Here is a 25,547-nt window from a genome sequence, read left to right as displayed (position 1 = left end):
CTTTAAATAAAAACCTCAGTCTTAAGAAAGATCCTAATTAGGGCGTAATTAAGATTAAATATAAACAACCGTGTATGCCTACGGATGAATCTACATGAAGCGCGACTCTACTGGTAAGTTTATTAGCAATTGGGAATTAGAAAAGAAACAACGAGTTGGTATATCTCTTACTAGTACAGCGTGGCGATCGCTTGATGAGGCAGCGCAAAAACAAGGAACTTCTCGTTCAGAATTAATTGAATACTTTGCCCGCAGCCTGGATAATGAGCTGCATCTCGATTTCCAGGAAATTAGGGCAAGTCCTGAAAACGCTTTGTTACAAGAACTTATCCTGGAGCAAAAGCAAGTAATCGCCACCTTAGAGCGGCAGAAACAAGAGTTAGCAGCCTTACTGGAAAATGCACCAGATGCGATCGCTCGCTTCGATTCGCAAATTCGTTGCCTGTATGCCAACCGTATTGTCGAGCAAGCCTTGGGATTTTCGCGGGATACTCTACTCGGTCAATCCATGTCTGAATTTATGTCAGACCCCATATGCTTATTCTGGGAAGAGCATTTACGTCAGGTGTTTGCCACTGCTCAAGAACAGGAAATTGAATTTGAATTTGCCACCCCGTCTGGTGTGCGGTTTTATCAGGCGCGGTTAGTTCCTGAATTGGATGAACAGGGAACACCCATTTCCGTGATAGTCATTAGTCGGGACATGACCGACACAAGACTTACTCAGCAACAACACACAGAATTTCTTGCTGCTCAAGAAACTGAACGCCGGGTGACAACAATCTTGGAAAGCATTACAGATGCCTTTGTTGCTTTTGATCGCAATTGGTACTACACCTATGTGAATCAGGCAGCAACTAAAATTTTACATAAAACGCCAGAGGAACTCATTGGTAAACATATTTGGCATGAAGTGTTTCCTGAACTGGTAGGTGGTGTAGCATATCAAGCACTGCATCAAGCCGTAGCTCAACAAGTTGCTGTTTCATGGGAAGAATTTGGAGAGCCTGTTAGCTGTTGCTTAGAAGCCAACGCCTATCCTTCGGCTGAGGGTGTAACCGTGTATTTTCGTGATGTCACACATCGCAAACAAGCCGAGGCAGAACAGGAGCGGTTGCGGCATGAGCTTGAGACTGAACATAGTCGATTTGCAGCTGTTTTACAGCAGTTACCAACAGGTGTGCTAATTGCCGATGCTGCATCTGGCAAATTAGTTCTGGCAAATGAACAAGCCAAACAAATTATTGGGTACAGCTATGAACAGTCCCTGGAACTCGAAGAATACGCACCTATTACACCATTTGTAGCCTTTGACTCTGCTGGACATATGTATGCTCCGCATGATTATCCATTGGCGCGATCGCTCCAAACAGGTGAGGTAGTCTCTAATGAAGAATTAAAGCTACAAAGTGATGATAGGCAAACTTTTATTAGTGTCAATTCTGCACCCATTCTCAATAGCCAAAATCAAATTGTGGCGGCTGTGGCTGTATTTCAAGATATAACCGAGCGTAAGCGAATAGAAACAGCACTAAGGCAGCAAACTGAGGCATTAGAAAAGCAGCAGAAATGGTTAGAAACTGTGTTGGATTTGATGCCAACACCAACGGTCTTTGTTGAACCAGTCACAGCAAAAGTTACTTTCTCTAATCGCATTGCTAATGAATTGGCAGGGGGCGACATACCGAAAAATAAATCCCTGGATGAATACCCCGATGCTTACTATTGCACCGATGCCAATGGCGATCGCATCCCCACCGAGAGAATGCCTGCGGTGCTATTAGCGCAGGGAGAACGGCTGCAAAACTATCAAATGAACTGGCATACACCTGGAGGTATTCGCTCGACACTTTGCTGGGGAGAAACCTTACCGGCAATGTATGGGCATCCGGCCGTTGCCATTGGGATGTTTCAAGATGTAACGCGAATCAAGCAGATTGAGGAAAAGCTGCGACAGACTGAAGAACGCTTACAACTTGCCTTATCCTCGGCGCAGATGGTTGCCTGGGACATGGATTTAATCACCAATCGCGTGGTCTGTTCTCCCAATGCACTCCGGGTTTGGGGGCTGGAAGAAGGTACGGCAGAAGAATTTGTAGACGTGATTCATCCAGATGATCAGCTGCAAATCAGGGAAGCAACTCAAAGAGCAGCTAGCGGGGAAATAGTTTATCAGCAAGAGTACCGGGTAATTGCTCCAGACAAAGTAGTGCGGTGGCTTAACAGTCAAGGAAGAGTTTATCTTGATGCCACTGGACAGGGAGTTCGCATGATTGGCGTTTCCGTCGATATTACAGAGCGCAAACAACTGCTTGAACAGCTGCAATCCAAAGAGAGACAACAAGCATTTTTAATTCTATTAAATGATGCTATTCGCTTCATTCAAGACACGAAGGAAATTATGCGGCAGGTGGTGTGTGCCACAGGGGAGCATTTCCAAGTTACTCGGTGTACCTATGGTGAAATTGATTCCACCCAAGAATACGTTATCATCAAGCGCGACTACTGCAACGGCGTGATCAGCGTGGTTGGCTCTCACCACATGAATTCTTTTGGACAGGAAATCATTGCGGAACTCAAGCAGGGCAAGACAATTGTTGTGGATGATGTGGATAGTGATCCTCGGACTAGGGGAGCGGGTGCGGCTGCCTTTGATGCCATTGAAACCAAATCTCTTTTATGTGTGCCGTTAGTAAAACAAGGAAAGTTTGTGGCGTTATTTGTGCTGCACCATATTACTCCTCATTACTGGACAGAGGAGGAAGTGGCACTGATGGAGCAAATTGCTGAACAAACTTGGTTAGCCGCAGAGCGATCGCGTGCAGAAGAAGCATTGCGGGAAAGTGAAGCGCAGTTACAATTGGCACTGAAGGTCGGACGTATGGGAACGTGGGACTGGGACATAAAAACTGGTGCAATAAGCTGGTCAGAAGGACACTTCACGGTGTTAGGTCTGCAACCATATGAGTGTCAACCCACTTATGAACTTTGGGCAAATCGGGTGCATCCAGATGATTTAGCACAAACTAAGGCTAAACTTCAGCAAGCCAAGCGGGCTAAGAAAGAGTACCACCACGAATATCGGCTGCGTTGGTCAGATGGCTCTATTCACTGGGTGGAAGTTAGGGGACAGTTTACTTACGACTTGAAGGGGAAACCAAAAAATTCCATTGGTGCTGTCGTTGAGATTACAGAGCGCAAACAAGCTGAACAAGAACGAGAACAATTACTAGAGAGTGAACGCATTGCCCGAATGCAAGCCGAAACCGCACAACGCCAGCTAAAAACCATTTTTGAAACTTCTCCGGTGGGAATTGCTCTATTAGATGCCAAACAGAGATTTATTGCAATTAATGAAGCATTAGCTCAAATCAATGGACTCACTCGTGAACAGCATTTAGGACATTCAGTTGCTGAACTTTTTGGTCAAATTGATCCTGGAATAGTTGCAGTCTTTGATGAGATTTACAAGACAGGAAATCGCTTTATTGCACTCAGCCTCCCTATCAATGCTCCTGGTCGTAGCGATCGCTCCCCCGGTTATTACAATGTTTACTATCTGCCCACAACCAACTCCAACCATGAATTAGAAGATGTTTTAGCGTATGTGATAGATGTCACAGAGCAAGTCAGGTTAGAGCGCAATCAACGCTTTCTGGCAGAAGCCAGCGCAGTTTTAGCATCTTCCCTCGACTACCAAACTACCCTAGAGCGAGTAGCACAGTTGGCAGTACCAGAGTTAGCAGATTGGTGTACAGTCCACATAGTGAAAGAAGATAGTTCTATCGAGCAGATTGCAGTAGCTCACATCGACCCCGGCAAACTCCAATGGGCGGAACAAATCAGACAGAAATATCCTCTGAACCCGGATGCTCCTAGAGGTGCTGCATGGACATTACGCACAGGAAAATCAGAGTTAATACCAGATATTCCCGATGAATTATTAGTACAAGCAGCTCGTGATCCAGAACATTTAGAAATTTTGCGCTCTGTTGGGTTTAAATCTGCCATGACAGTGCCATTACGCATCCAGGATAGAATTCTGGGCGTGATTTCCTTCATCTGTGCCGAGTCTGGACAACGCTACGACCAGAACAATTTACAATTAGCTGAGGAACTAGCTCGCCGTGCTTCCTTAGCGATCGATAATGCTCAATTTTACCGCATAGCTCAAAACGCTCGCGCCAAAGCTGAAGCGGCTAACAGAATTAAAGATGAATTTCTGGCTGTGCTGTCCCACGAATTGCGATCGCCCCTCAATCCGATTCTAGGTTGGACAAAACTGCTGCGAAGTAAGCGGCTAGATCCCGCAAAAGCTGACCAAGCCTTAGAAACAATCGAACGCAATGCTAAGTTGCAAGCGCAATTGATTGAGGATTTATTGGATGTCTCCCGCATCCTTCAAGGAAAAATGTCGTTAAATGTCGCACCAGTTAATTTAGCTGCAACCATTGAAGCCGCCCTAGAAACAGTACGATTGGCAGCAGAAGCCAAGAATATTCAAATCCAAACCATATTCAATCCTGTCTCTGGAACAGTTGCCGGTGATACCAACCGCTTACAACAGGTTGTCTGGAATCTCCTTTCTAATGCTGTGAAGTTTACTCCCACTGGAGGACAAGTTGAAGTGCAACTAGAACAGGTGGAAATGTATGCTCAACTTCAAGTTAAAGACACAGGAATTGGCATCAGCCCAGAGTTTTTACCACACGTATTTGAATACTTCCGTCAAGAGAATGGCGCGACGACACGAAAATTCGGTGGATTGGGATTAGGACTGGCTATTGTCCGCCAATTAACAGAACTGCATGGGGGAACAGTTGAGGCAGATAGTCCAGGGCAAAATCTGGGAACAACATTCACAGTCAGATTGCCTTTAAGGGTTGTTGAACAGGAGCTATCTTCAGCTCATAGCCATTTGTCAAGTGCGATCGACCTTAAAGGTATTCAAATATTGGTTGTGGATGATGATCCAGATATGCGCGATTTGGCTCAATTCATCCTCACAGAAGCGGGCGCAGAAGTTACTACAGCCGCTTCAGCATTACAGGCATTGACTCTCTTCAATCAATCTGTGCCTGATTTACTAGTGTCTGATATCGGTATGCCAGAAATGGATGGTCATTGTCTGATTCAGCAAATTAGACAATACTCACCTCAGCAGGGAGGAAATATTCCAGCGATCGCACTCTCTGCTTATGCGGGAGAAATTAACCAACAACAAGCACTCCAAGCAGGATTTCAACAACATATTGCCAAACCCATCGACCCGGATGAGTTGGTCAGAGCAATTGCCATCATAATTGGAACTGGAACGTAAATTGACAAAGTTTGCTCTCATCTTAGCGGCGGGTAAATCTACTCGCATGGGTATCTGCAAAACCTCACTAAGTTGGGGTGCAGGTCGAAATCTATTAACTTATCAACAAGAACAGTGGTTGAGTATCGGCTTTACTCCTGTAGTAGTGTTAGGTTCACATAATATTGACCGACAGAAGGATTGTCTTGTTGGTAGTTTAACGGTGATTAATCCTCATAGTCATGCTGGGAAAACAACTTCTATTTTGGCAGGGTTAGAACATATTCCCCCAAATTTTGAAACTTTAGCAATTTCCGCAGTTGATCAACCCAGAGAAGCAGGGATTTACCAGCAACTATTACAAGCACATCAAGACAATTCAGCCTTAATTACAGCACCTGTATATCAAAATAAAATGGGGCATCCTATATTGTTTGCTCATCAAATGCGATCGCACTTAGCAAATATTCGCGAAGAAACTCTAGGCTTACGTCAAATTATCCAAGAATTTTACGGTGCAATTAACAAGGTTGCATTTGATGATCCGGCTGTATTATTGGATATCAATACGCCGGAAGAGTATGGGGCGAGGGGACAGGGGACAGGTGACAGGTGACAGGCGACAGGTGAATTTTAGATTTTAGATTTTGGATTGAATAATCTAAAATCCACGCATTGAATTTCCTAATGCCTTAAACCTGATCTTTTGCTGGTGTGGCGATACCTCGGCGCACTAGATTGCTTTCTAATTCTTTGATGAATTGTATATCTGCTTCTAGGAGAGGTTGGTTACTGAAGTGAGAAGGGGTTTTCTCCAAAAAAGCGAATGCTTGACGAAATTCATCGGGACTAGCTGCAAATGGTGCATCAAAATGACAGGCAATAATCTGCTGAAAATTCCATTTTGCGACTTGATTCGCCCAATTGAGTACCTGGGTTGGTGCTTGGGGAAAAATTAGGGTTTGTAAAATGGGGGCTACAAATGGTCTACCATTACCTTGCAGTGCAGTAAATGACTGCTGCCAATTATCTTGCCAATGAAACGGAAATAAGCCAAAGTATGCCTTGGGTGAGTGATCTGGTGCTTGCATAGCATCGCGTAACATCTCCCCCAGTCCAGTGATTTGCAGCGCACCGGGACGAAAGTAAATGGCAAATAAACAAATGCGCTGCCACCCTTGGCGGCGGTTGGTGGCATTATCTGTAATAACTTGGTGTGCGTGTTCTCTGGCGTGAAACAGTAAAGGGTAGGGGTCTAATTGGCTGATGGCTGGTGGATCTTCTGGTATGGATAATACTGCATCGGTTATAAGTAGAGTCTGCGATCGCTTATGGAACATTGCCACTTCTACAAATGAGCCTCGTCCTAAGTTAATGTCTAAAATTGCATAGTCGAACTCATTAGCAAAGGGAACTTGGTTGCTATCTTCTGGTAGTACCTGTGTGCGTTGGGGAAATCCTAGCCAACTCAGGGGCATATTCCAGGGGAAACTCCACTGGTGGGGAGCAATGAATACCTGTGCTTGGGGAAAACATCTGGCAAAGGGGCCAACAAACACCTTATGTTCTAAACCAGAACTTGTTGGCAGAATAATATACTTAACTTCTCCATGCTGGGCTACCAAATCTCTCACAAGTCTTACACACTCTGGAGTTGCCGCCACAGGTGCATAAACTAACAAACCACCTGCATCTAGCTTGATCACAGTCATGCGAATGGGGACTATGGTGTAGAGAATGCCATGCAGCTGGTCGAATGTCCAAATCGTGTCTTTAACTACTTCTCGGCAAAGTGTCCGCCGTCTACCGTAGGGATAAAGTGGCAAAGCCAGCCAGAATGGCCACAACCAATCTCTAGGATTCTCACCCTGCGACTCTACCCGTGTTTTCATCATCGTTAACTCATTTCATGCTATTTTCCCATTTCTAGCATTGAGCATTCATCAATATAATTAAGGAAGATTAAGCACAAGATCATTAAAATCCCGTTTAATTACGAATTACGAATTATGAGCCAAACCGCCCTCAATCTAGTTGCCATATCTGTTTTTCTGATAACGCTATCGACATTGTTGGGGCCGTTAATCAACTTATCCCCCACTATCCCCGCGATCGCTACCTTCACAATTTTGGGTATAGCCACGGTTGATAGTTTCAGCTTGCAGGGTAAGGGGGGTACGATTATTTTAGATTGGATTGCGGGGTTTTCTCCACAACACCGCGATCGCATTATTCACCATGAAGCTGGACATTTCCTCGTCGCCCACCTTTTAGGAATTCCCGTCACAGGCTATACCCTCAGTGCGTGGGAAGCTTGGAAACAAGGGCAATCTGGACAAGGTTGCGTGACTTTTGATGATCAAGAATTAGCCTTGCAGTTGGAGAAAGGTAAAATTAGTACCCAAATGGTGGATCGTTACTGCACTGTTTGCATGGCAGGTATTGCAGCTGAAAATTTAGTCTTTGATCAGTCTGAAGGTGGTACTGATGATCAAAGTAAATTAGCTAGTGTCTTGAAGATTTTAGGTTTTTCAGAGTCAGCCTATCAGCAGAAACAAAGGTTTTACGCCCTACAAGCCAAAACTCTCTTACAAGAAAATTGGTCTAGTTACCAAGCCTTAGTCCAAGTTATGGGACAACGCGGTACAGTTGCAGATTGCCAAAATGCGATCGCTAATTCTTAACAGGGGTCTAAGGGTTTTGATCCTATACCCCTACTTTTAAGAAACAGCTTCCAGGCTGGAAACTTGGGAGTATTCTTCCCAACCCATGACTTGGTTTCGTCCAGCTGCTTTAGCGGCCAATAGACACTGATCGGCACGATCTAACAAGTTCATTCCTTTTTCATCATCATTGGGTAGGAAATAAGCCACACCTAAACTGATGGTGATATGCAGATGTAAGTTACCGTTGATAGCAAAGGGTTGTTCTTTAACTATACGATTGAGACGTTCAGCTACTGTCAGTGCTTCGTCACCCTTTGTATGAGGTAAAAGCACTACAAACTCCTCACCACCGTAACGGAATGCTATATCCTGACTACGTAGATTATGACGCAGACGGCTACACAGCAATTGCAAAAGGCGATCGCCAACTAAATGTCCATGTTGATCATTAACCTTTTTAAAGAAGTCTACATCTATAATAATTAAGCTCAAGGGAATATCTTGAGTCCGGGCTTTGTTGATTTGTCTGGGTAAATCCCATTCTAGGGCGCGACGATTATTTAATTCTGTTAGTGAATCTGCTAAAGCAATCGCTGAGAGAATATCATTAGTATTCATCAAATCGCGATACTTTTGGACTTTTCGCACACCAACTGTTAATTGACTTAAGATTAAACTTTTGGTTGCAGTTGTGAGGCGATCGTTTGTCTCTTCAGTTAATAACCAAATATAAGCATCTGCACCTAAATTTAGGGCATGAGCAGTTATCTCAAACTCCCATTCCCAACCGCGTTGACTTTTTTCAAATAACAGATAGGGACGATCTTCTACTAAAATACAATGTATCCAGGATAGCTGGTTTTGTTCTTTTAACCAGCTGCAAATTTTTATGCTACCCTTCCAACTTGCCTGCACAAATATAATATCGGGCTGCACAATTTTTATGTGCGACACTGCCTGATTAAAATCACTTATCACTTTTAAATTAAAAGTGTTAGCATCATGAATCTGATCGGGAAGTGTGGCAAGAAAGTTATGACTTCCAAAGACCAGAATGCTGCTTTTCATTGCTGTGCTTTTTGCCTTTATTCTTGCTAATATTTAAGTTTATTTTGCCAATACCTTATAGATTTATTATTCTCCCAAAAGTATTTGTATATATCTATACATTCTTACATCTGGCATGAACAAAAACCTTAAAATTTAATATCCTCTTAATACATTTACTAAAACATATAAAGACTAGATTATTTTCATTTATTTTAATCGTCTATTGTTTTGATTTTGATTGATAAAACAGTAAAAATACCGAATATTATACAGAAGCATCATATTAATTATGTATTTATCAGGTGATGATAATTTAAGCGAATTTAAATTAGTCATAAAGTTATAATTTACGCTTCAAGAAAACTAAAATTTAACTTACCTTTAATATCATAGTAATCTCTATTGTGAAGCCTCAGTATAAAATACTAAAAAAATATATTTTCATATATACTATATACCAAAATTTTGTAAGTAATTTTACTTAAAATAAAGCTTTTTAGCGTGAAAATACGCAACAGTCCCAAATAATTACGTAGTTTTATATACTGTTTACCAAATGTAAATTTTTAATAAAACTCGTGCAAAAATACTAATAAAATAAGTTATTTTGTCTATTTTTAAGCACGTTAAAGAAATAATGTAACAAAGCTAGATAGCATTAGTAAATACAACCATGAAATTGGTAAACCGCAAGATATTTGAATTATATATATATAATTGTGCAGATATTCCAGATTATTAAAATTGAGCTTTTTGAATTTAAATAAATACGAATTAATTTAATTTAATTCAATAAAATCATAAGTAGTTACTATTCCTTAACTTTCCCTTGATAAAGGGTAGGTTGAAACCCCTGAAAAAAAGCTATGTAGTTGCATCCAAAGTGCTTATTCCTAGGGGAAAGGCTGTGTAAATAGACCAGGGATGAAAACCACGATTAAGGGCTTTAGTCCTCACTTAAATGTGGTAGGATTAACGCGGTGGAAGAGTAATCAACCACGTAAAAAACCCATTTGCTACCTAACACCTAGACGCTGAACCTTCTCCCAAAGGGCTAATGTGTACACACATCTGGAGTGCTGGTTGCAAAATGTGGTTTTATCCCCCTAAATCCACGCCACTTGCTACAATGAAGGACTACTATTACAGTACGGTGTAAATAAGCGCAAAGTTGAACCACTGCGTTGCCGGGGTTCTCCCGGTTGTAGCAAATGGCGTAGCGGTGTCGGTTTCCGTCCCGCCCAACTTTATCAGACGAATTTTGAATTCACGGCGGTACTAGCCCTTAATCCTTAAATAAAACTAATTTGTCATTTCTTCCCATGTCTTCAAACCCCCAGTTCATAGGCGGTAACGAAATTCGCGCCAAATTCCTTAACTTCTATGCTCAAAGGGGACACCAAATGTTGCCTAGTGCGTCCCTTGTGCCAGAAGATCCCACTGTGCTGTTGACGATCGCAGGGATGCTACCATTTAAACCGATATTCCTGGGGCAGCGCACACCAGAATTTAACCGGGCGACAACTTCCCAAAAGTGCATCCGTACCAACGATATCGAAAATGTCGGACGCACCAAACGGCATCATACATTTTTTGAGATGCTGGGTAATTTTAGCTTTGGTGATTATTTTAAGGAACAAGCGATCGCCTGGGGTTGGGAAATTTCCACAGAAGTTTTTGGCTTACCCAAAGAACAACTAGTAGTCAGCGTCTATGAAGAAGATGACGAAGCTTTTGCTATCTGGCGAGATCAAATTGGTGTAACTGAAGCCAGAATTAAACGTATGGGTGCAGATGATAACTTTTGGGTATCTGGCCCCACTGGCCCCTGTGGCCCTTGTTCCGAAATTTATTACGACTTCCACCCAGAACGGGGCGATGAGAATATAGATTTAGAAGATGACACCCGGTTTATCGAGTTTTATAACTTGGTGTTCATGCAATACAACCGGGATGTAGAAGGTAACTTAACACCCCTGCAAAATAAAAACATCGATACCGGTATGGGTTTGGAGAGAATGGCGCAAATTCTCCAAAAAATGCCGAATAATTATGAAACTGACTTAATTTTCCCGATTATCGAGACAGCCGCCAAAATTGCGGGGATTGATTACCATAACAGTGATGAAAACACCAAAGTTTCTTTAAAAGTCATTGGTGATCATGTCCGTTCCGTTGTCCACATGATTGCTGATGAAATCCGCGCCTCCAATGTGGGGAGGGGTTATATATTGCGGCGATTAATTCGGCGAGTGGTGCGTCATGGGCGATTAATTGGTATTACTGGGGAATTTATTAACCAAGTCGCCGAAAGTGCGATCGCCCTTTCTGAATCAGCATACCCCAATGTCCGCCAACGGGAAGCAGGAATCAAAGCCGAACTGCAACGAGAAGAAGCAAATTTCCTCAAAACTTTAGATAGAGGTGAGAAACTCCTAGAGGAAATTATCCAACAGGTGAAACAGCAAGGGCAAAACCAAATTAGTGGTGAAAGTGCTTTCACACTATATGATACATACGGTTTCCCCCTAGAACTCACTCAAGAAGTCGCTGAGGAAAACCACCTCACCGTTGATGAAGCTGGCTTTAAAGTGGAGATGCAGAAGCAAGTCGAACGCGCCAAAGCCGCACACGAAACCATTGACTTAACAGTGCAAGGTTCTCTCGACAAACTTGCAGAACACATCCACGCCACCGAGTTTATCGGTTACACCCAACCAGTAGCAACAGCGAAAGTCGAAGTTTTATTAGTGGGTGGCGTTTCTCAAGAGGAAGCCGAAGCCGGAACAGACGTGCAGATTGTCCTCAACCAAACCCCATTCTATGCCGAATCGGGTGGACAAATCGGCGATCGCGGTTATATTTCCGGCGATGGTGTGGTTGTACGCGTGGAAGATGTGAAGAAAGAATCCGATTTCTTTGTCCACTTCGGACGCATCGAACGCGGTACACTGCGCGTAGGCGATACCGTCACCGCCCAAATTGATCGCGCTTGTCGTCGTCGCGCTAAGGCTAACCATACAGCAACTCACCTGCTACAAGCAGCATTAAAGAAATTTGTGGATGAGGGTATATCTCAAGCCGGTTCTTTGGTATCCTTTGACAGATTGCGCTTTGACTTCAACTGTCCCCGCGCTTTAACTCCAGAAGAAATCCAACAAGTTGAAGAACAGGTTAACACCTGGATAGCCGAAGCCCACTCTGCCAAAATCGAAGTATTACCCTTAGCTGAAGCTAAAGCTAGAGGTGCTGTAGCTATGTTTGGGGAAAAATACGGTGATGAAGTCCGCGTCATCGATTTTCCTGATGTGTCGATGGAATTATGCGGTGGGACGCACGTCAGTAATACTGCGGAGATTGGCGTATTCAAGATTATTGCTGAAGCTGGTGTGGCTTCTGGGGTGCGGCGGATTGAAGCTGTTTCCGGACCCGCAATCTTAGATTACCTAAATGTACGGGATAAAGTAGTTAAAGATTTAAGCGATCGCTTTAAAGTCAAACCCGAAGAACTACCAGACAGAATCACCACCCTGCAAAGCGAACTAAGGAATGCAGAGAAGCAACTAGAAACGCTGAAAGGACAATTGGCGATCGCTAAATCTGACAGCTTACTCCAAACAGCAACCACTTTAGGCGATCATAAAATCATCGTCGCCGAGCTAGAAGGCGTTGACCCCGAATCATTAAAAACCGCAGCCGAACGCTTACTGCAAAAAATCGGTAACGGTGCAGTGGTGTTAGGTTCTGTTCCTGAAGAGGGGAAAGTCAGCTTAGTTGCAGCCTTTAGTCCTGAAGTGAACAAGAAAGGCTTACAGGCGGGTAAATTTGTTGGTGCGATCGCGAAAATCTGCGGCGGTGGCGGCGGTGGTAGACCAAACCTCGCCCAAGCCGGCGGACGCGATGCAAGTAAGTTACCAGCAGCATTGGAACAAGCGCAGAATGATTTAAATTCGGCTTTGGGTTAAGTTCTTAAGTAGTTTATTTACTTGGAAGCTTTTAATACATTGATAGGGTAGTTGATTACTTGCACAACTTACCCTATTATTTTGATACATTTCTATAGTACAAATGCTCTATAGAGATGTTATAGTTGATAGACTTTATTGACCTCTCTCAAAATAAGTTATATGTGGATTTCTGAAATTGAATTAAAAAATTTTAGAAGCTTTTCTAATGCAAATATTCAACTTGCTAAAGGACTTAATCTGATAGTAGGTTCTAATAATGCGGGAAAATCAAGTTTATTAAGGTCTATCTTATGGATTCAACAAGGTTTTAGTTTAAATAGCATGGATTTACGAATATCCAAAGATAATGGATATGTTCAGTTATGGATTGATGATACAAATGTAGAGTTTTTAAGACGTTTTTATGAAGATAAATTCTCATTTAAATTAAATATATTAAAAAATGCGATAACTCTTGAGTTTCTCAGTGCTGGTAACAGAATGATTTTTCCTTCAAGTAATGATTTGAACAATGAACAAATATTAAATAAAGAACCTAACAATTTTATATATCCCTATCTCTCAAAAAGAAAAGTAGCTGGTTTTAACGAATCAATAAATTTGAATATAACTAATTCTGTAACGGGTGATCTGCTTCATCTATACGCAAAAATTGATCGTATATGCAACCCTCAAATGCCAGCATATTCAGAATACTTTCAAGCCTGCCAAGATATAATAGGCTTTCAAGTTACATCAACTGCTTCACCTAATGGCAAAAAAGCGGCTTATATAGTAACTAACCAGGCAAATATACCATTAGATGCTATGGGCGAAGGTGTTGCAAACTTAGTAGGATTAATTGTTGATTTGTGTATGGCTGAAAATCAATTATTTTTAATTGAAGAGCCAGAAAATGATGTTCACCCGAAAGCGTTAAAGAAACTTCTTACTTTGATTAGGGAAAAATCAGCCAATAATCAATTTATAATTACAACACACTCTAATATAGTGGCTAAATATTTAGGTGCAAGCCCTAATTCTAAGCTTTTTTCAGTATCGATGGAGTTTCAAAATCGCCTACCTACATCGCACATACAAGAAGTAGATAATACTCCTGAAGCTAGACGGAAAGTTCTTGAAGAATTGGGGTATGAATTTTTTGATTTGGATTTGTGGTCAGCTTGGTTAATTCTTGAAGAATCCTCAGCAGAGAGAATAATCAGAGATTATCTCATACCTTGGTTTGTGCCTGAATTGAAAGGTAGGCTACGTACATATTCAGCAAATTCTCTCAATGAGGTTGAAACCAAGTTTAGAGATTTTGATAATCTATTTGTCTTTTTACACCTGCAACCAATTTATAAAAATTTAGCTTGGGTCGTTGTAGATGGAGGAGATAACGAGGCGAAAATTATTGAAGACTTAAAAAGTAAATATACTCGTAGTGGTTGGAATGAGAGTAATTTCCTTCAGTTTTCCGAGCATGATTTTGAACGATATTACCCAGCAAAATTTAACCCACAAGTAGATGTGATATTACAAATGCCAAGTGGTAAACATCGACAAGACAGGAAAAAATCTCTTCTTGAGGAAGTAATGAAATGGATGGATGAAAAACCAGAAGAAGCAAAAATTGAGTTGCAAGAATCTGCTAGTGAAGTAATTGAGATTATTAAACAGATACAATACTCATTAAATAGAGATTCATCACAGAAGTTAAATTAACGGAAATTCAGGTGTGACTAATTACTATTGGCTTGTAATAATTTTCAAGATGCACCTTTACCTGAAGACATTTTGAACCCATTTGAGGATAGATAAAAATTCTTCTCTTTGCGTCTTTGCGCCTTTGCGCGAGGCAAAAATAATACATCATCCACCACAGCAAAAATTATTTAACCCTCCACCACCACTATTTACTGTTGGGGTTGTCGTGGTCTGGCTACAAGCTTTTAGCAGTAAGCTGGTAGCAACGGTAGCTGAACCATACAAGACAAATTGACGGCGACTAAAATTGAGTGTCATATAACCTGAGATTAATAGTCATTTGGTTACTACAATAATCTAAAGTCGTAAGTATTATTTGGCAAAATATGCGTCAATTTTCCCACTGTTGAGTGAAGACAAGCTGATATTAGTTAGTCAAACTGAAACAGTGGAGATATTGAATAAATTAGACGCACCCATGAACAAGCACAAAGAACTCTTACGTATAATTCTGGCTGTATCTCTCATCATAGTTGGCATTACACATTTTGCTATCCCAGAACCCTACGTCAAAATTATGCCCCCACAACTTCCTTATCCTTTAGGGTTAGTTTATTTGAGTGGGTTTTATGAAATTTTAGGCGGTATCGGTTTATTAGTTCCGCCTGTCAGTCAAGCTGCGGCGTGGGGAATAATTGCATTATTTATTGCGGTTTTCCCTGCAAATATTAACCAGGCAATAAATCATATTCAGATTGAACACATCCCATATTCAGATTCGTCTTGGTTTCAAGCAATTAGACTTCCCTTACAAGCAGTTCTGATTACTTGGGCTTGGTGGTACACAAAACCTAGTGATAGAGAAAAACAAGTTTCTATCATTCCTAAGTCACTGATTCCTAAAGAATTACAATGGTAATTAATGAGTGCTGTTAGCGGTAGCGCGGCGTTTAGCCGGTGCTAAGTAATATATTTTCTTCCTACCTTGTCTGCGACACGCTACGCGAACTTTCTCCTACCTTTCACCTTATACAGAGAATTTTATGAATACGTCACAAACAGTAGAACAATTACAAGTGAAATGGATTACACCAGAAAACTTTCAACTTTATGGACAAGTAATTTTTCCTAGCGATGATGGGAAAGCTTTTGATTTAGAAGATGCTCAACTCAACTTAAAAAATGGCACTCCGCGTTTTTATATTATGCGACTGCAAAAGCGAGGACGTAAGTTTCATAAAATTACTCGCCATGTGCAATGTACACAATGTTTAGGTTCTCTAGAAGGGAAAGATTGGTTAATTGCAGTTTGTCCTCCCCATAATGATTTGCATGAACCAGTATTAGCAGAAATTGCTGCTTTCCGCATTCCGGGTAATTGTTTTATTAAGTTAAATGAAGGCACTTGGCACGCAGGCCCATATTTTGATCATGAGTTTGTAGATTTTTATAATCTAGAACTTGTCGATACAAATGTTGTAGATCATTTCACATATGATTTCTTAAAAAACCATCAGATAGAGATAGAAATGGTTTAAACAGTTTTTTGATAGGCGATCGCATCTTCTTTTTCAGAATATTACTCAGTAAGAAAGCGATCGCCTACAGGTCTTTATAGATAGCCTTCAGACTGATACCACAATACTGTATCTTTCAACGTATCCCTGAAGGGGCGAAAGGTTACTCCCAACTCTTGGTCAGCTTTGGCTGAACTTAAGTTCGCTTTTTCCAATAAAGTTTGGATACCAGCCAGTGGCATAGAGTTGACCCCACCCGTCAAACCTGCCCAGGTTTCCAACAACCAAGCGATAGAAAGTGCAATCCAATCAGGAATTTCCATTTTCGGAGCTTTCACCCCTGAAATCGCTTCTAGTTCTAAAGCAATATCCTTCATTGTTTTCAGTGATCCCGCTACAATGTAACGCTCACCCCTTTTCCCTCGTTCGGCAGCAGTAACCATAACTGCCGCTACATCGCGAACATCAGTCAATGAAGCACCACCATTAATTATCCCTGGCAGCTTACCTGCTAGTAGATCCAACACCAGTTGCCCCGCAGAAGTCGGTGCTGCATCCCCAGGACCCATCATCCAACCGGGCAAAATCATCACCACATCCATTTGGCTAGTCTCCAGAAACCGATAAATTTCCTGTTCTGCCAAAATCTTAGTTTTGAAATAAAGGTTCTTTTGGGCGAATTTGCTGTAAGGTGCTGTTTCAGTAGCAGCCTGATGTGGGTAGGTCTGAATCACTCCACTGGATGAGGTAAAAATCGTTTTTGCTACCCCTTGCACTTCTGCCGCTTGCAAAAGTTCCATTGTGGCATCTACATTGATGCGCTTCATCTTCTCCCAGTGATTACCCGGCTGATAATACTCCCGAAAAAAAGCCGCCGTGTGAAACACCACATCTACTCCCTTTAACGCCTGAGCAAAGGCAGACACATTCTCAATATCACCCTGAACAAATTGAACTCCACTGCTTCCCATAAAGCGTTTAGCCTTATCAATAGACCGAACCAGCCCCTTCACTTGCCATCCCTGCGAGATTAGCAATTGGCAAAGATTACTACCCAGCAGACCTGTCGCTCCAGTCACAAAAGCTGTTTTGCCACTCATGATTGTTATCCCCTGGTGAGCGTGTTCCTTGTAGATTTAGTCCGAACTTTGTTAATGTGAGCTATTACTCACACCTACATTTGGAAGTATATGAGTAAAAGCTCACATCGTCAATCGCCAGAGAATAAAACAGTGAAGTCAACCGTTTCAGAGGATGGTAATCCAACATTACAAAAAACCCGCCGTAGTCCATCAGGAGAGCGTGGTCAGCGACGGCGTGATTTAATCCTGGACACTGCCGCCGATTTGCTGGCGGCAGGAGGGGCAGAAGCTATCAACACCAATGTTTTAGCCGAGCGATCTGGTATTTCAGTTGGCTCAGTGTACCAGTATTTTTCTAACAAGGAAGCAATCCTCACAGCGTTGGGGGAGCGATATATGCAGCAATTGGGCAGCAATACGTTGACCTCGCTACAACAGGATGTGTCCGGTCTAGATTTTGCCACGATAGTTGATCGAGTGATTGACCCGATGATTGCCTTTGAGCGCAAACATCCTGCCTTTAGACATCTAAATGCTGGGCAGGAAGGGGGAGGAACTATGGCTGAAGCCGCTCAACAGGTCGATCAGGAGATACTGGCAACCATCTACGATTTACTCCTACGGGTTTGTCCGGAACTGAACCCCATCCAGGGTTGGCAGATTGCGCGGATATTGAAAGCCCTCTATAAAGGTATGAGTTATCTCATACAGCAGGAAAAAGACATTGAGAAAGATGGTGGAAATGTTGATGGTATGATTGCTGACATGAAACGAATGATGGCGGGCTATTTAGAGGATAGTTTAAGTTAATTTATCCTGAAAGCCCTGCCCCATGATGGTTTTAAACTTAAATAACATTTAAAATATACCTGCGGAATATGGGTAAAAAAAGTTATTTACTCAAATACCACAGTGCGATTACCGTAGACTAAAACTCGATTTTGTAAATGTAAACGTACTGCTCTAGCTAACACCATGCGTTCTAAATCTTTGCCCTTTCTAATTAAATCTTCAACTTCATCGCGGTGGCTAACTCTGACTACATCCTGCTCAATAATTGGCCCCGCATCTAATTCAGCAGTGGCGTAATGAGCCGTTGCACCAATGACTTTAACGCCCCGTTCAAAGGCTCGATGATAGGGATTAGCACCCACAAACGCAGGTAAAAATGAGTGATGTATATTAATAATTTGAGGGAATTTAGCAATAAAATCAGGAGTAACAATTTGCATATATTTAGCTAAAACAACTAAATCAATTTTGTATTCTTGGAGTAATTGTAGTTGTTTAGCTTCTTGTTCTGGTTTATTGTCTTTATTAATAGGAATGTGATGGAAGTCGATACTAAATTGGTCGGCGATTGGTTTTAAATTAGCATGATTACTAATAATTAAGGAGATGTCAGCAGACATTTCTTGAGCGCGTTGTCGCCAAATCAAATCATAAAGGCAATGGTCTTGGCGACTTACCCAAATGGCAATACGGGGGATTGTATCAGAAAAGTGGAGTTCCCATTTAGCACCTAAAGGTTGGGCGATTGCATTAAATGCAGGCCCAATTAATTCTCGCGGTAAATTGAAGCCCTTTAACTGCCATTCAATCCGGGAGAGAAATAACCCAGCCGCAAAGTCTGTATGTTGATCGGCATGAATAATATTACCGCCATTGGAATAGATAAAATTGGCAATTTTTGCCACTAGTCCCCGTTGATCTGGACAAGAAATCAGTAAGGTTGCGGTTGCTTCAGTCATAAAAACAGAAAATTAAAAAGATAATATATCATTACCAACCTCACCTATACACGAACTACGCAACAATAACGTATTTTCGTCATTGCAAGCATAAGGAAGCAAGCGCAAAGTTTTGATTTTTGTTGCGCGTATTTAGGTTCTACTGTGATATTATTGGCTATTGGTTGGAGTCGGTTCAGGGGTGCTTGGTGTAGGCGTTTGCTCAACCTGATTTGTAGGTTGTTTCCATTCAGATAATTCTCGATTTATCGCATTTTCAAAATCGGTAGATACCAACAGCACATTAATATTGCCATTTGGTTGGGTATTTGGGTCAACTTGGGCATAGAGGAAACGACGGTTAAAGTCGGCTTTGCCTAAAACTATCTGATGAGTTTTTTGATTCTTCAGTTTAATATTGATAGTGGCTTGGGGTTGATTTAAACCAAAATCTCCCGCTTGATTAGCTGGAATTGATAAACTGCGAGCCACCTTTGGTGGAGCTGCGCTAACGCTCTTCCCCTTAACCAATAAATCCATTAAATAAGAAACAATTGCATCATTGGCTGGCTCTGACACAGGAGACTTGAGCAACCACTTAGGGTTAGGTTCAGGGTTGCGTTCCAAATTCAGGGTAAGTTTTGCAGTCTTTATCGTCAAAGCCTGCACATCCTCTTCAGCAAAAGAGAAAATTTGCTGCTGATTCACCTTAGCTTCTTCACGCTGAGTTGCACCTCGAATTTCGTAGAAATAAACGAATCCTCCCAACCCCAGTGCGAGTAAAACTAAAATCAAAGTTGTTTTTGGTAATTTCATAGTCAATAGTCAATAGTCAACAGTCAATAGTCCCCATACTCATCGCCGTTTCCACCAAATAGCAACGGCGGTGATAAAGCCAATTAAGGGTAAAACTATCACAGAAGACAAGGTGAGAAAGTTGGCTTGGGCGGCTGACATGGTGATACGGCGATTTTTCGGTTCTTTGGGACGTATCGAAAGGGGTTGTTGATCTTGCTGACTTAGCCAGGTGACTGAGTTGAGGAATACATCACCATTAAGTTGCTGTTGGAATATCCTATCTGTGACAAAATCTGAGTTCCCTATCACTACTAACCTTGACTCAGTAGCAGGTTTTTCAGACGGCTGTTCAGCTTGAGGAGCTTCCGTAGGACTAGCCTGAGTCTGTGGTGTGGGTAATGTAGTCGGGGAAGGAGTAGGACTAGCCTGATTTTGGGGTGTGGGTGAAGTAGTAGGACTAGCTTGATTTTGGGGTGTGGGTAATGTAGTCGGGGAAGTAGTAGGACTAGCCTGAGTCTGTGGTGTGGGTGAAGTAGTTGGTGCAGGTGTGGCTGTGGGTTTAGCTGGTATTGTTTTGCTTAAAGCCACACCTAAGGTTAGAGGGCCTTTGAGGTCTTTGTCAGGGTTAAACTCTAATTTTTCACTTTGGAGGTCGCTTTCTGCCCAGCTATCGGGATAGGGTTTAGTTTGGAGTAGAGGAGTAGACTGCACACCAGCGACTGGGGTAATTTCCAGAGGTCTAGCTAGACGATAAAAAGAAATACCGTTGCGAAAATCTTGAGTAATGGGGTGTTGTCCGTAATCTCTAACGATAGGTGCAGCAGGGCCAAGTCCTACACCAGCACCGGAGACATCCACCGCCAAACGATCATCTAGACGCACCCCCCACTCTTGTAGCAAACTGTTGAGGTTGGGGTTGGTATTGGGGTCAACCATGAGTAACACGTTGCCACCACCATTGAGATAAGCTTGTAAAGCTTTGACCTCAGCATCAAATAGTTCGCGTTTGGGGCCAGCCACAACGACAACATCAGCATCATCAGGAACTTTGGGATTGTCTGTGAGACTTAATGGTGAAGCAGTGTAATTTTTATCGCTTAAACCTTGAATAGCTTGTGACATTCCCCCTTCACCAGTGGTAATGGGATGTTCGCCATGACCTTGGAGGAAGTAAACTTTGGCAATGCGATCGCTATATAATTGTTGCAGTTTATTTGTTAACTTAATCTCTGAGAGGCGTTCATTGACATTTACTGATTGTACTAATTGCCGCTTGTCGCCAGCTTCTAGATATACTTCCCCGTAATCTTTCACACCAAATTTTTCTGCTAATCCCGGTCTACCTTGGGGATCAACATACTCAAACTGAAATTTTGAACTTTGGCGGCGATAATTTGCTAACAGTTCCCTGTCTTGAGGATTTTGGTTAACATCAAACACCCAGAGTTTAATCGGTTGCTTAAGGTTACGGACTAATTCCTGTGATTGGGGGGAAATAGTAAACAATTGCGTATCTGTTAAATCTGTACGCACTTGGTAGCGAGTCGCTAAAAAGTTAATTAATCCGACGATTAGCAATACCGCCAGAGTTGCAACCAAAGCGTTAGTACCAGCTTGAGTAGAACGCCGTTTCCACCATTGACTGCGCTGACTTTGCCAAGCTACCCACAAGCCACAAATAAGAATTCCTGTAATTAGCAGCACTAGGGGAACAACTCCCCAACTCTCAGCCACTAACCCAGCCGTTAAACCCGCTACAGTGAAAAACGGCCCCAGTAAGAATAAATATTTCCAAAGTTGTTTTTGTTTAATAGTTGTCATTTTATTTAGTCATTAGTCATTGGGGATAATTGCTACTACCCTGTCACCTGTCACCTATCACCTGTCACCTAAACCCCTATTGTCTCTGAAATCTCAGTGCATCAATTGACTGCGCGGTGAGGAAGATACCTAAAAAGATGTAACTGCCAAATAAAACTAAGGCACTACTATCAAAGATGCCTTGAATCATTGTGTTGTAATGTTTTAGCAAAGAAAAATGACCAATAATTTCACCTATGGGGCCACCAATACTTTTAGCGATTAAATCAACAAATAACAGCAATATAACTAAAGCAAAAGTGAAAACAGCAGAGAGGATTGTACTGTCCGTTAACGACGAAATAAACATTCCTAAAGATAGAATTGCCGACGCTAATAAGATTAAACCCAAGTGTCCCACTAAGGGAATTACAGGTGATAGGGGGGGATTAGAACTGCTAATGGCGATCGCTTCAAACACCATTAGCGGTAAAATCAAAGTAGTAAAAAATGTCACTACCCCTAGTAATTTACCGACAGCTACAGCCCAGTTGGTAATGGGGGAGGTGGCTAGGAGTTCTAAAGTTCCCCGTTTGCGTTCTTCAGCATAGAGTCCCATTGAGAGAATCGGCAAAATAAATAACAACAGCCAACCCATGCGGTCTAAAAAAGCTTTAATAAATTCGTAGGGGACATCAATAGGTGGGACTGGGACGTTTAATTGTTGTCCTTGTAAATCGATAAAGGCGACGGCTGGTAAAATTCCATCTGGCCCCAGCAAAATCATCACTAAAAATAAGCCGCCGATCAACCAAAACACGCCAGCGATCGCATAAGCTAAAGGCGAGACAAAATAAGTCTGTAACTCTCGCCGATAAATGGCAATAATGTTACTCAGGACTATACCCATTTACGCTTTTTCTCCTTCACTAGCTGGTGATTTGTCAATTGTGGCTAAATTTTTTTCTTCCCTGGTTAGTTGCAAGAATACATCTTCGAGGGTGGCACTAACACGCCGCATTTCATGCAAACTAAATCCAGAACTGACTAAAGTTGTAGCTATATCTTTTCCTGGTTCGCTTCCCGCCTGTGAAAGCACCCGCAAGTAGGCACGGTTTTCTCTAGGATCATTCACAGGTACAGACTCTACCAAATTTACACCTGCGATGTTTTGCAATACCTGCTTGGCTAGGGCGGCTTCTCCTTCAATTTCTATTTCATAGCCTGCACCGCCTGTCAACTGCGTCATCAAATTTTCTGGTGTATTAGTTGCAACTACCTGACCGCGATTAATGATGGTGACGCGGTTACAGGTCATACTCACCTCTGGGAGAATGTGGGTAGACAGGATAACTGTGTGTGTCCCGGCGAGGCTTTTAATTAAGTTGCGTACCTCAATAATTTGTCGGGGGTCAAGTCCCACCGTTGGTTCATCTAAAATAATTGCTGGGGGATCATGAACGATCGCCTGAGCAATCCCGACCCGTTGACGATATCCTTTAGATAACTTGCGAATAATTACCTGACTTTTTTCTTGCAAATTGCAACGTTTGATAGCTGCTTTCACCTTGGCGGCGCGATCGCCTGCTGATATACCTTTAATATGGGCGACAAAATGCAAAAATCCCTCCACCGTCATCTCAGGATATAACGGCGGCGTTTCCGGTAAATAGCCAATGCGTTGACGCACAGCCAAAGAACTTTCATGGACATCAAAGCCAGCAATTTTAGCTGTACCACTACTAGCTGGGAGATAACCCGCCAAAATTCGCATCGTTGTAGTTTTTCCCGCGCCATTCGGCCCCAGAAACCCTACAATTTCCCCCGGTTCAACATTAAAAGTTACATCAGTAATTGCTGAGGTAGAACCGTAAATTTTACTGAGATGTTCAACTTCAATCATCGGTTATCTAGCGATCGCAACTTAAACTAGGGTACTCAACAATAGTGACATTTTACCGACACTCTTGATCAGTGCCAGGCTCATCGCTCACTCGTTGACGTGAAAAACTGCCCACAAGTTGCCCAGAAGTATAGGTGTGTAAGGCATGAAAAACTGGTGCAAGGTGTAAAATTTCCTTTAAATCAGTGCCATTACTGAGGCAAGTATCAAAAATATAAAGTTAACTTTAAGCATAAAATTTTCAAAGATTAATCATCTATAAATTGCCCTTATTTACTGTTAAGCATCACCCATAAATGCCTAACACCTCAATTTAAACTTATCAAAATTTCTCACACTAATTAAACCTCCGCGTACCTCCGCGTAAACCTCAGCGTACCTCTGCGTTTAATCAAACCTCCTCCTGCTACTTCAAATAGTAGCCACACCTTGCCGTGCAGACTTATACCAAAAATTTACCTCCATATTATGTTCACCTTACAACTACAACAGTCAGTCTTAGATTCACTCCGAAATCTTAAAAACATCGACACCCTCAAAAAATTATTTTGGAGTCAATTAAACTACGAAAGAATTAATCAAACCCTTTCGCGGCGGAAACTAACTGAAGCAGTTGCTAACGAACTGATAGAAGAACCCCTATTATTAGCATCAGGTGGGACTAATAACGCCTTTCATGTAATTTACTCACGACTAAAATCTGAAGAATTATCTAGACAAGGGGAAAGAAAAATTGTAGATCATCTTTTAAAAGAACACCCCTATGCACTATTTATATTTTCTAATAAATCTCATTCTCGCTGGCACTTTCTCAACGTCAAATACGATAACACCCTCCAAAAACGTAAACTTTTCCGTCGTATTACCGTTGGAGAAGACGAACAATTACGCACCGCCTCAGAAATAATCAGTCGCTTAGATTTAGAAGATATTCCCGCTAATGCGTCACCATTAGAAATTCAAACACGCCATGATCAAGAATTTGATGTAGAAGCCGTCACCCAAGAATTTTTTAACACATATCGGAAATATCTTGCTAGATGGTGCAATTATAGGGTCAACTTGGATATTAGCAACTGATGCTTCTACAAGCTTAATTAAGCAGATGGAAAAAGTAGGTATTCCATTAAATGAGTATATTCAAGGAAAAATTTACCGTGGGATAGTTAGTGGATATAACAACGCATTTTACATTGATGAAATCCAAAAAGAAGAACTTATCACAATCAATGCAAACAACAATAATATTATTAAACCTTTGGTGGTAGGCGATAATGTTCGTAAATGGCGTATTGAATATAAAAATAAATATTTACTATATATATATCATGGAATTGATATAAATCAATTTCCAGGAGTAATAGAACATTTACAGCTATATCGCCAACAATTAGAAAATAGAGCCACAAAACAAAACTGGTATGAATTACAACAACCACAAATGCAATATATATCTTCCTTCGAGAAGCCTAAAATAATTTATCCAGAAATGGCTAAAGAATCACGCTTTACAATTGACAATAAAGGGCTATTTCCGAATAATAAATGTTTTATTATCCCCTCATCAGAACTTTATTTACTAGGCGTATTAAATTCAAATAATGTATGGAAATATCTCAAAAATATTTGTTCTCAAATCCAAGGGAATACCCTAGAACTACGCAGTATATACATGAGTAAAATTCCCATACCTATTGCTTCCACCACAGAAAAAGAAACCATATCTCAACTAGTCCAAAAATGCCTAGATGCAAAAGGCGTAAACTGCGAAACCTGGGAAAAAGAAATAGATGAAAGAGTAGCCGCCCTTTACGGACTATAAAATGTCAAGCAATGTAAATTGAGTTCGTAGTAAGGGCTTTCTTTAGCCCTTCCGTCTTCCCCTAACATCTCAAAGAGAGGACTAAAGTCCTCACTACAAACTTTTACACCATTTTACTTACCCACCCTTTTAACTCCTAAACTCTCCATCCCTCCTCTTTGCGCCTTTGCGCCTACCCTGCGGGAACGCCAAGGGCGAATGCGCGAAACAAAAAAGACATCAC

19 protein-coding genes are annotated in these 25,547 nt (G+C 41.7%); 10 read left to right on the top strand and 9 right to left on the bottom strand.

Translation table 11 applies throughout. From position 1 onward, the window contains the following. Positions 1-94 precede the first annotated feature (94 nt). Both VB693_RS10175 and VB693_RS10170 read left to right on the top strand, forming a co-directional pair. Positions 95-5,320 (top strand): PAS domain S-box protein, encoded by a 5,226-nt coding sequence (locus VB693_RS10175; protein ID WP_323266162.1) that lies wholly within the window; start codon positions 95-97, stop codon positions 5,318-5,320. A 1-nt stretch (position 5,321) separates the two neighbouring features. Next, positions 5,322-5,915, top strand: coding sequence for a nucleotidyltransferase family protein (locus VB693_RS10170; protein ID WP_323266161.1), 594 nt, complete (start codon positions 5,322-5,324; stop codon positions 5,913-5,915). A 76-nt stretch (positions 5,916-5,991) separates the two neighbouring features. On the opposite strand, the gene VB693_RS10165 is transcribed toward VB693_RS10170, so the two are convergent. Further along, positions 5,992-7,194, bottom strand: a complete 1,203-nt coding sequence (locus VB693_RS10165) for a DUF4336 domain-containing protein (RefSeq protein ID WP_416233379.1) — start codon at positions 7,192-7,194, stop codon at positions 5,992-5,994. A gap of 114 nt (positions 7,195-7,308) precedes the next feature. Here VB693_RS10165 and VB693_RS10160 point away from each other — a divergent pair, with 114 nt between their 5' ends. After that, complete coding sequence (locus VB693_RS10160) at positions 7,309-7,983, top strand: ATP-dependent Zn protease (protein WP_323266160.1); 675 nt, start codon at positions 7,309-7,311, stop codon at positions 7,981-7,983. Positions 7,984-8,019: 36 nt separating this feature from the next. Here the strand turns inward: VB693_RS10160 and VB693_RS10155 are convergent, their stop codons facing one another. Then, the gene (locus tag VB693_RS10155; protein WP_323266159.1) at positions 8,020-9,033 is read right to left on the bottom strand and encodes a diguanylate cyclase; all 1,014 of its coding nucleotides are present in this window, start codon (positions 9,031-9,033) and stop codon (positions 8,020-8,022) included. Positions 9,034-10,337: 1,304 nt separating this feature from the next. On the opposite strand from VB693_RS10155, the gene alaS reads away from it, so the two are divergent. Further along, positions 10,338-12,980, top strand: a complete 2,643-nt coding sequence (gene alaS, locus VB693_RS10150; protein ID WP_323266158.1) for an alanine--tRNA ligase — start codon at positions 10,338-10,340, stop codon at positions 12,978-12,980. A 162-nt stretch (positions 12,981-13,142) separates the two neighbouring features. Beyond that, positions 13,143-14,690 carry an ATP-dependent nuclease gene (locus VB693_RS10145; RefSeq protein WP_323266157.1) on the top strand — a complete coding sequence of 516 codons (1,548 nt, stop codon included), beginning with the start codon at positions 13,143-13,145 and terminating at the stop codon, positions 14,688-14,690. 147 nt (positions 14,691-14,837) lie between these two features. Here VB693_RS10145 and VB693_RS10140 read toward each other — a convergent pair whose 3' ends face one another. Continuing rightward, the gene (locus tag VB693_RS10140) at positions 14,838-14,990 is read right to left on the bottom strand and encodes a hypothetical protein (protein WP_323266156.1); all 153 of its coding nucleotides are present in this window, start codon (positions 14,988-14,990) and stop codon (positions 14,838-14,840) included. A gap of 160 nt (positions 14,991-15,150) precedes the next feature. On the opposite strand from VB693_RS10140, the gene VB693_RS10135 reads away from it, so the two are divergent. Both VB693_RS10135 and VB693_RS10130 read left to right on the top strand, forming a co-directional pair. After that, on the top strand, positions 15,151-15,591 hold the full coding sequence (locus VB693_RS10135) for a DoxX family protein (protein WP_323266207.1): 441 nt from the start codon (positions 15,151-15,153) through the stop codon (positions 15,589-15,591). 124 nt (positions 15,592-15,715) lie between these two features. Beyond that, positions 15,716-16,210: an ureidoglycolate lyase gene (locus VB693_RS10130; RefSeq protein WP_323266155.1), complete on the top strand. Its 495-nt coding sequence runs from the start codon at positions 15,716-15,718 to the stop codon at positions 16,208-16,210. A gap of 74 nt (positions 16,211-16,284) precedes the next feature. Here VB693_RS10130 and VB693_RS10125 read toward each other — a convergent pair whose 3' ends face one another. After that, positions 16,285-17,289 (bottom strand): SDR family oxidoreductase, encoded by a 1,005-nt coding sequence (locus VB693_RS10125; protein ID WP_323266154.1) that lies wholly within the window; start codon positions 17,287-17,289, stop codon positions 16,285-16,287. Positions 17,290-17,379: 90 nt separating this feature from the next. Between VB693_RS10125 and VB693_RS10120 the strand changes: the two genes are divergently transcribed. Beyond that, positions 17,380-18,081 (top strand): TetR/AcrR family transcriptional regulator, encoded by a 702-nt coding sequence (locus VB693_RS10120; protein ID WP_323266153.1) that lies wholly within the window; start codon positions 17,380-17,382, stop codon positions 18,079-18,081. Positions 18,082-18,167: 86 nt separating this feature from the next. Here VB693_RS10120 and purU read toward each other — a convergent pair whose 3' ends face one another. The 5 genes from purU to VB693_RS10095 all read right to left on the bottom strand — a co-directional run bounded on the left by purU (position 18,168) and on the right by VB693_RS10095 (position 23,502). Next, positions 18,168-19,022, bottom strand: coding sequence for a formyltetrahydrofolate deformylase (gene purU, locus VB693_RS10115; RefSeq protein ID WP_323266152.1), 855 nt, complete (start codon positions 19,020-19,022; stop codon positions 18,168-18,170). A gap of 150 nt (positions 19,023-19,172) precedes the next feature. Further along, positions 19,173-19,817, bottom strand: a complete 645-nt coding sequence (locus VB693_RS10110) for a DUF4340 domain-containing protein (RefSeq protein ID WP_323266151.1) — start codon at positions 19,815-19,817, stop codon at positions 19,173-19,175. Between the two features lie 39 nt (positions 19,818-19,856). Beyond that, positions 19,857-21,620: a GldG family protein gene (locus VB693_RS10105; protein WP_323266150.1), complete on the bottom strand. Its 1,764-nt coding sequence runs from the start codon at positions 21,618-21,620 to the stop codon at positions 19,857-19,859. Positions 21,621-21,696: 76 nt separating this feature from the next. Then, on the bottom strand, positions 21,697-22,509 hold the full coding sequence (locus VB693_RS10100) for an ABC transporter permease (protein ID WP_323266149.1): 813 nt from the start codon (positions 22,507-22,509) through the stop codon (positions 21,697-21,699). Next, positions 22,510-23,502 (bottom strand): ABC transporter ATP-binding protein, encoded by a 993-nt coding sequence (locus VB693_RS10095; protein ID WP_323266148.1) that lies wholly within the window; start codon positions 23,500-23,502, stop codon positions 22,510-22,512. Between the two features lie 468 nt (positions 23,503-23,970). Between VB693_RS10095 and VB693_RS10090 the strand changes: the two genes are divergently transcribed. Further along, complete coding sequence (locus tag VB693_RS10090) at positions 23,971-24,582, top strand: hypothetical protein (protein WP_323266147.1); 612 nt, start codon at positions 23,971-23,973, stop codon at positions 24,580-24,582. Beyond that, positions 24,536-25,324: a TaqI-like C-terminal specificity domain-containing protein gene (locus tag VB693_RS10085; RefSeq protein ID WP_323266146.1), complete on the top strand. Its 789-nt coding sequence runs from the start codon at positions 24,536-24,538 to the stop codon at positions 25,322-25,324. The genes VB693_RS10090 and VB693_RS10085 overlap by 47 nt, the downstream gene beginning before the upstream one ends. Positions 25,325-25,547: the final 223 nt, after the last annotated feature.

This window comes from Anabaena sp. UHCC 0399 (assembly GCF_034931465.1).
Classification (GTDB): domain Bacteria; phylum Cyanobacteriota; class Cyanobacteriia; order Cyanobacteriales; family Nostocaceae; genus Trichormus; species Trichormus minutissimus.
The sequence above is the reverse complement of the archived record's forward strand: the minus strand, read 5'-3'. Positions and strand labels throughout refer to the sequence as shown.

Coding starts and splice junctions, on each gene's coding strand:
- VB693_RS10175 (WP_323266162.1), top strand. CDS start 95: ATGAAGCGCGACTCTACTGGTAAGTTTATTAGCAATTGGGAATTAGAA.
- VB693_RS10165 (WP_416233379.1), bottom strand. CDS start 7,194: ATGATGAAAACACGGGTAGAGTCGCAGGGTGAGAATCCTAGAGATTGG.
- VB693_RS10160 (WP_323266160.1), top strand. CDS start 7,309: ATGAGCCAAACCGCCCTCAATCTAGTTGCCATATCTGTTTTTCTGATA.
- VB693_RS10155 (WP_323266159.1), bottom strand. CDS start 9,033: ATGAAAAGCAGCATTCTGGTCTTTGGAAGTCATAACTTTCTTGCCACA.
- alaS (WP_323266158.1), top strand. CDS start 10,338: ATGTCTTCAAACCCCCAGTTCATAGGCGGTAACGAAATTCGCGCCAAA.
- VB693_RS10145 (WP_323266157.1), top strand. CDS start 13,143: ATGTGGATTTCTGAAATTGAATTAAAAAATTTTAGAAGCTTTTCTAAT.
- VB693_RS10140 (WP_323266156.1), bottom strand. CDS start 14,990: ATGACACTCAATTTTAGTCGCCGTCAATTTGTCTTGTATGGTTCAGCT.
- VB693_RS10135 (WP_323266207.1), top strand. CDS start 15,151: ATGAACAAGCACAAAGAACTCTTACGTATAATTCTGGCTGTATCTCTC.
- VB693_RS10130 (WP_323266155.1), top strand. CDS start 15,716: ATGAATACGTCACAAACAGTAGAACAATTACAAGTGAAATGGATTACA.
- VB693_RS10125 (WP_323266154.1), bottom strand. CDS start 17,289: ATGAGTGGCAAAACAGCTTTTGTGACTGGAGCGACAGGTCTGCTGGGT.
- VB693_RS10120 (WP_323266153.1), top strand. CDS start 17,380: ATGAGTAAAAGCTCACATCGTCAATCGCCAGAGAATAAAACAGTGAAG.
- purU (WP_323266152.1), bottom strand. CDS start 19,022: ATGACTGAAGCAACCGCAACCTTACTGATTTCTTGTCCAGATCAACGG.
- VB693_RS10110 (WP_323266151.1), bottom strand. CDS start 19,817: ATGAAATTACCAAAAACAACTTTGATTTTAGTTTTACTCGCACTGGGG.
- VB693_RS10105 (WP_323266150.1), bottom strand. CDS start 21,620: ATGACAACTATTAAACAAAAACAACTTTGGAAATATTTATTCTTACTG.
- VB693_RS10100 (WP_323266149.1), bottom strand. CDS start 22,509: ATGGGTATAGTCCTGAGTAACATTATTGCCATTTATCGGCGAGAGTTA.
- VB693_RS10095 (WP_323266148.1), bottom strand. CDS start 23,502: ATGATTGAAGTTGAACATCTCAGTAAAATTTACGGTTCTACCTCAGCA.
- VB693_RS10090 (WP_323266147.1), top strand. CDS start 23,971: ATGTTCACCTTACAACTACAACAGTCAGTCTTAGATTCACTCCGAAAT.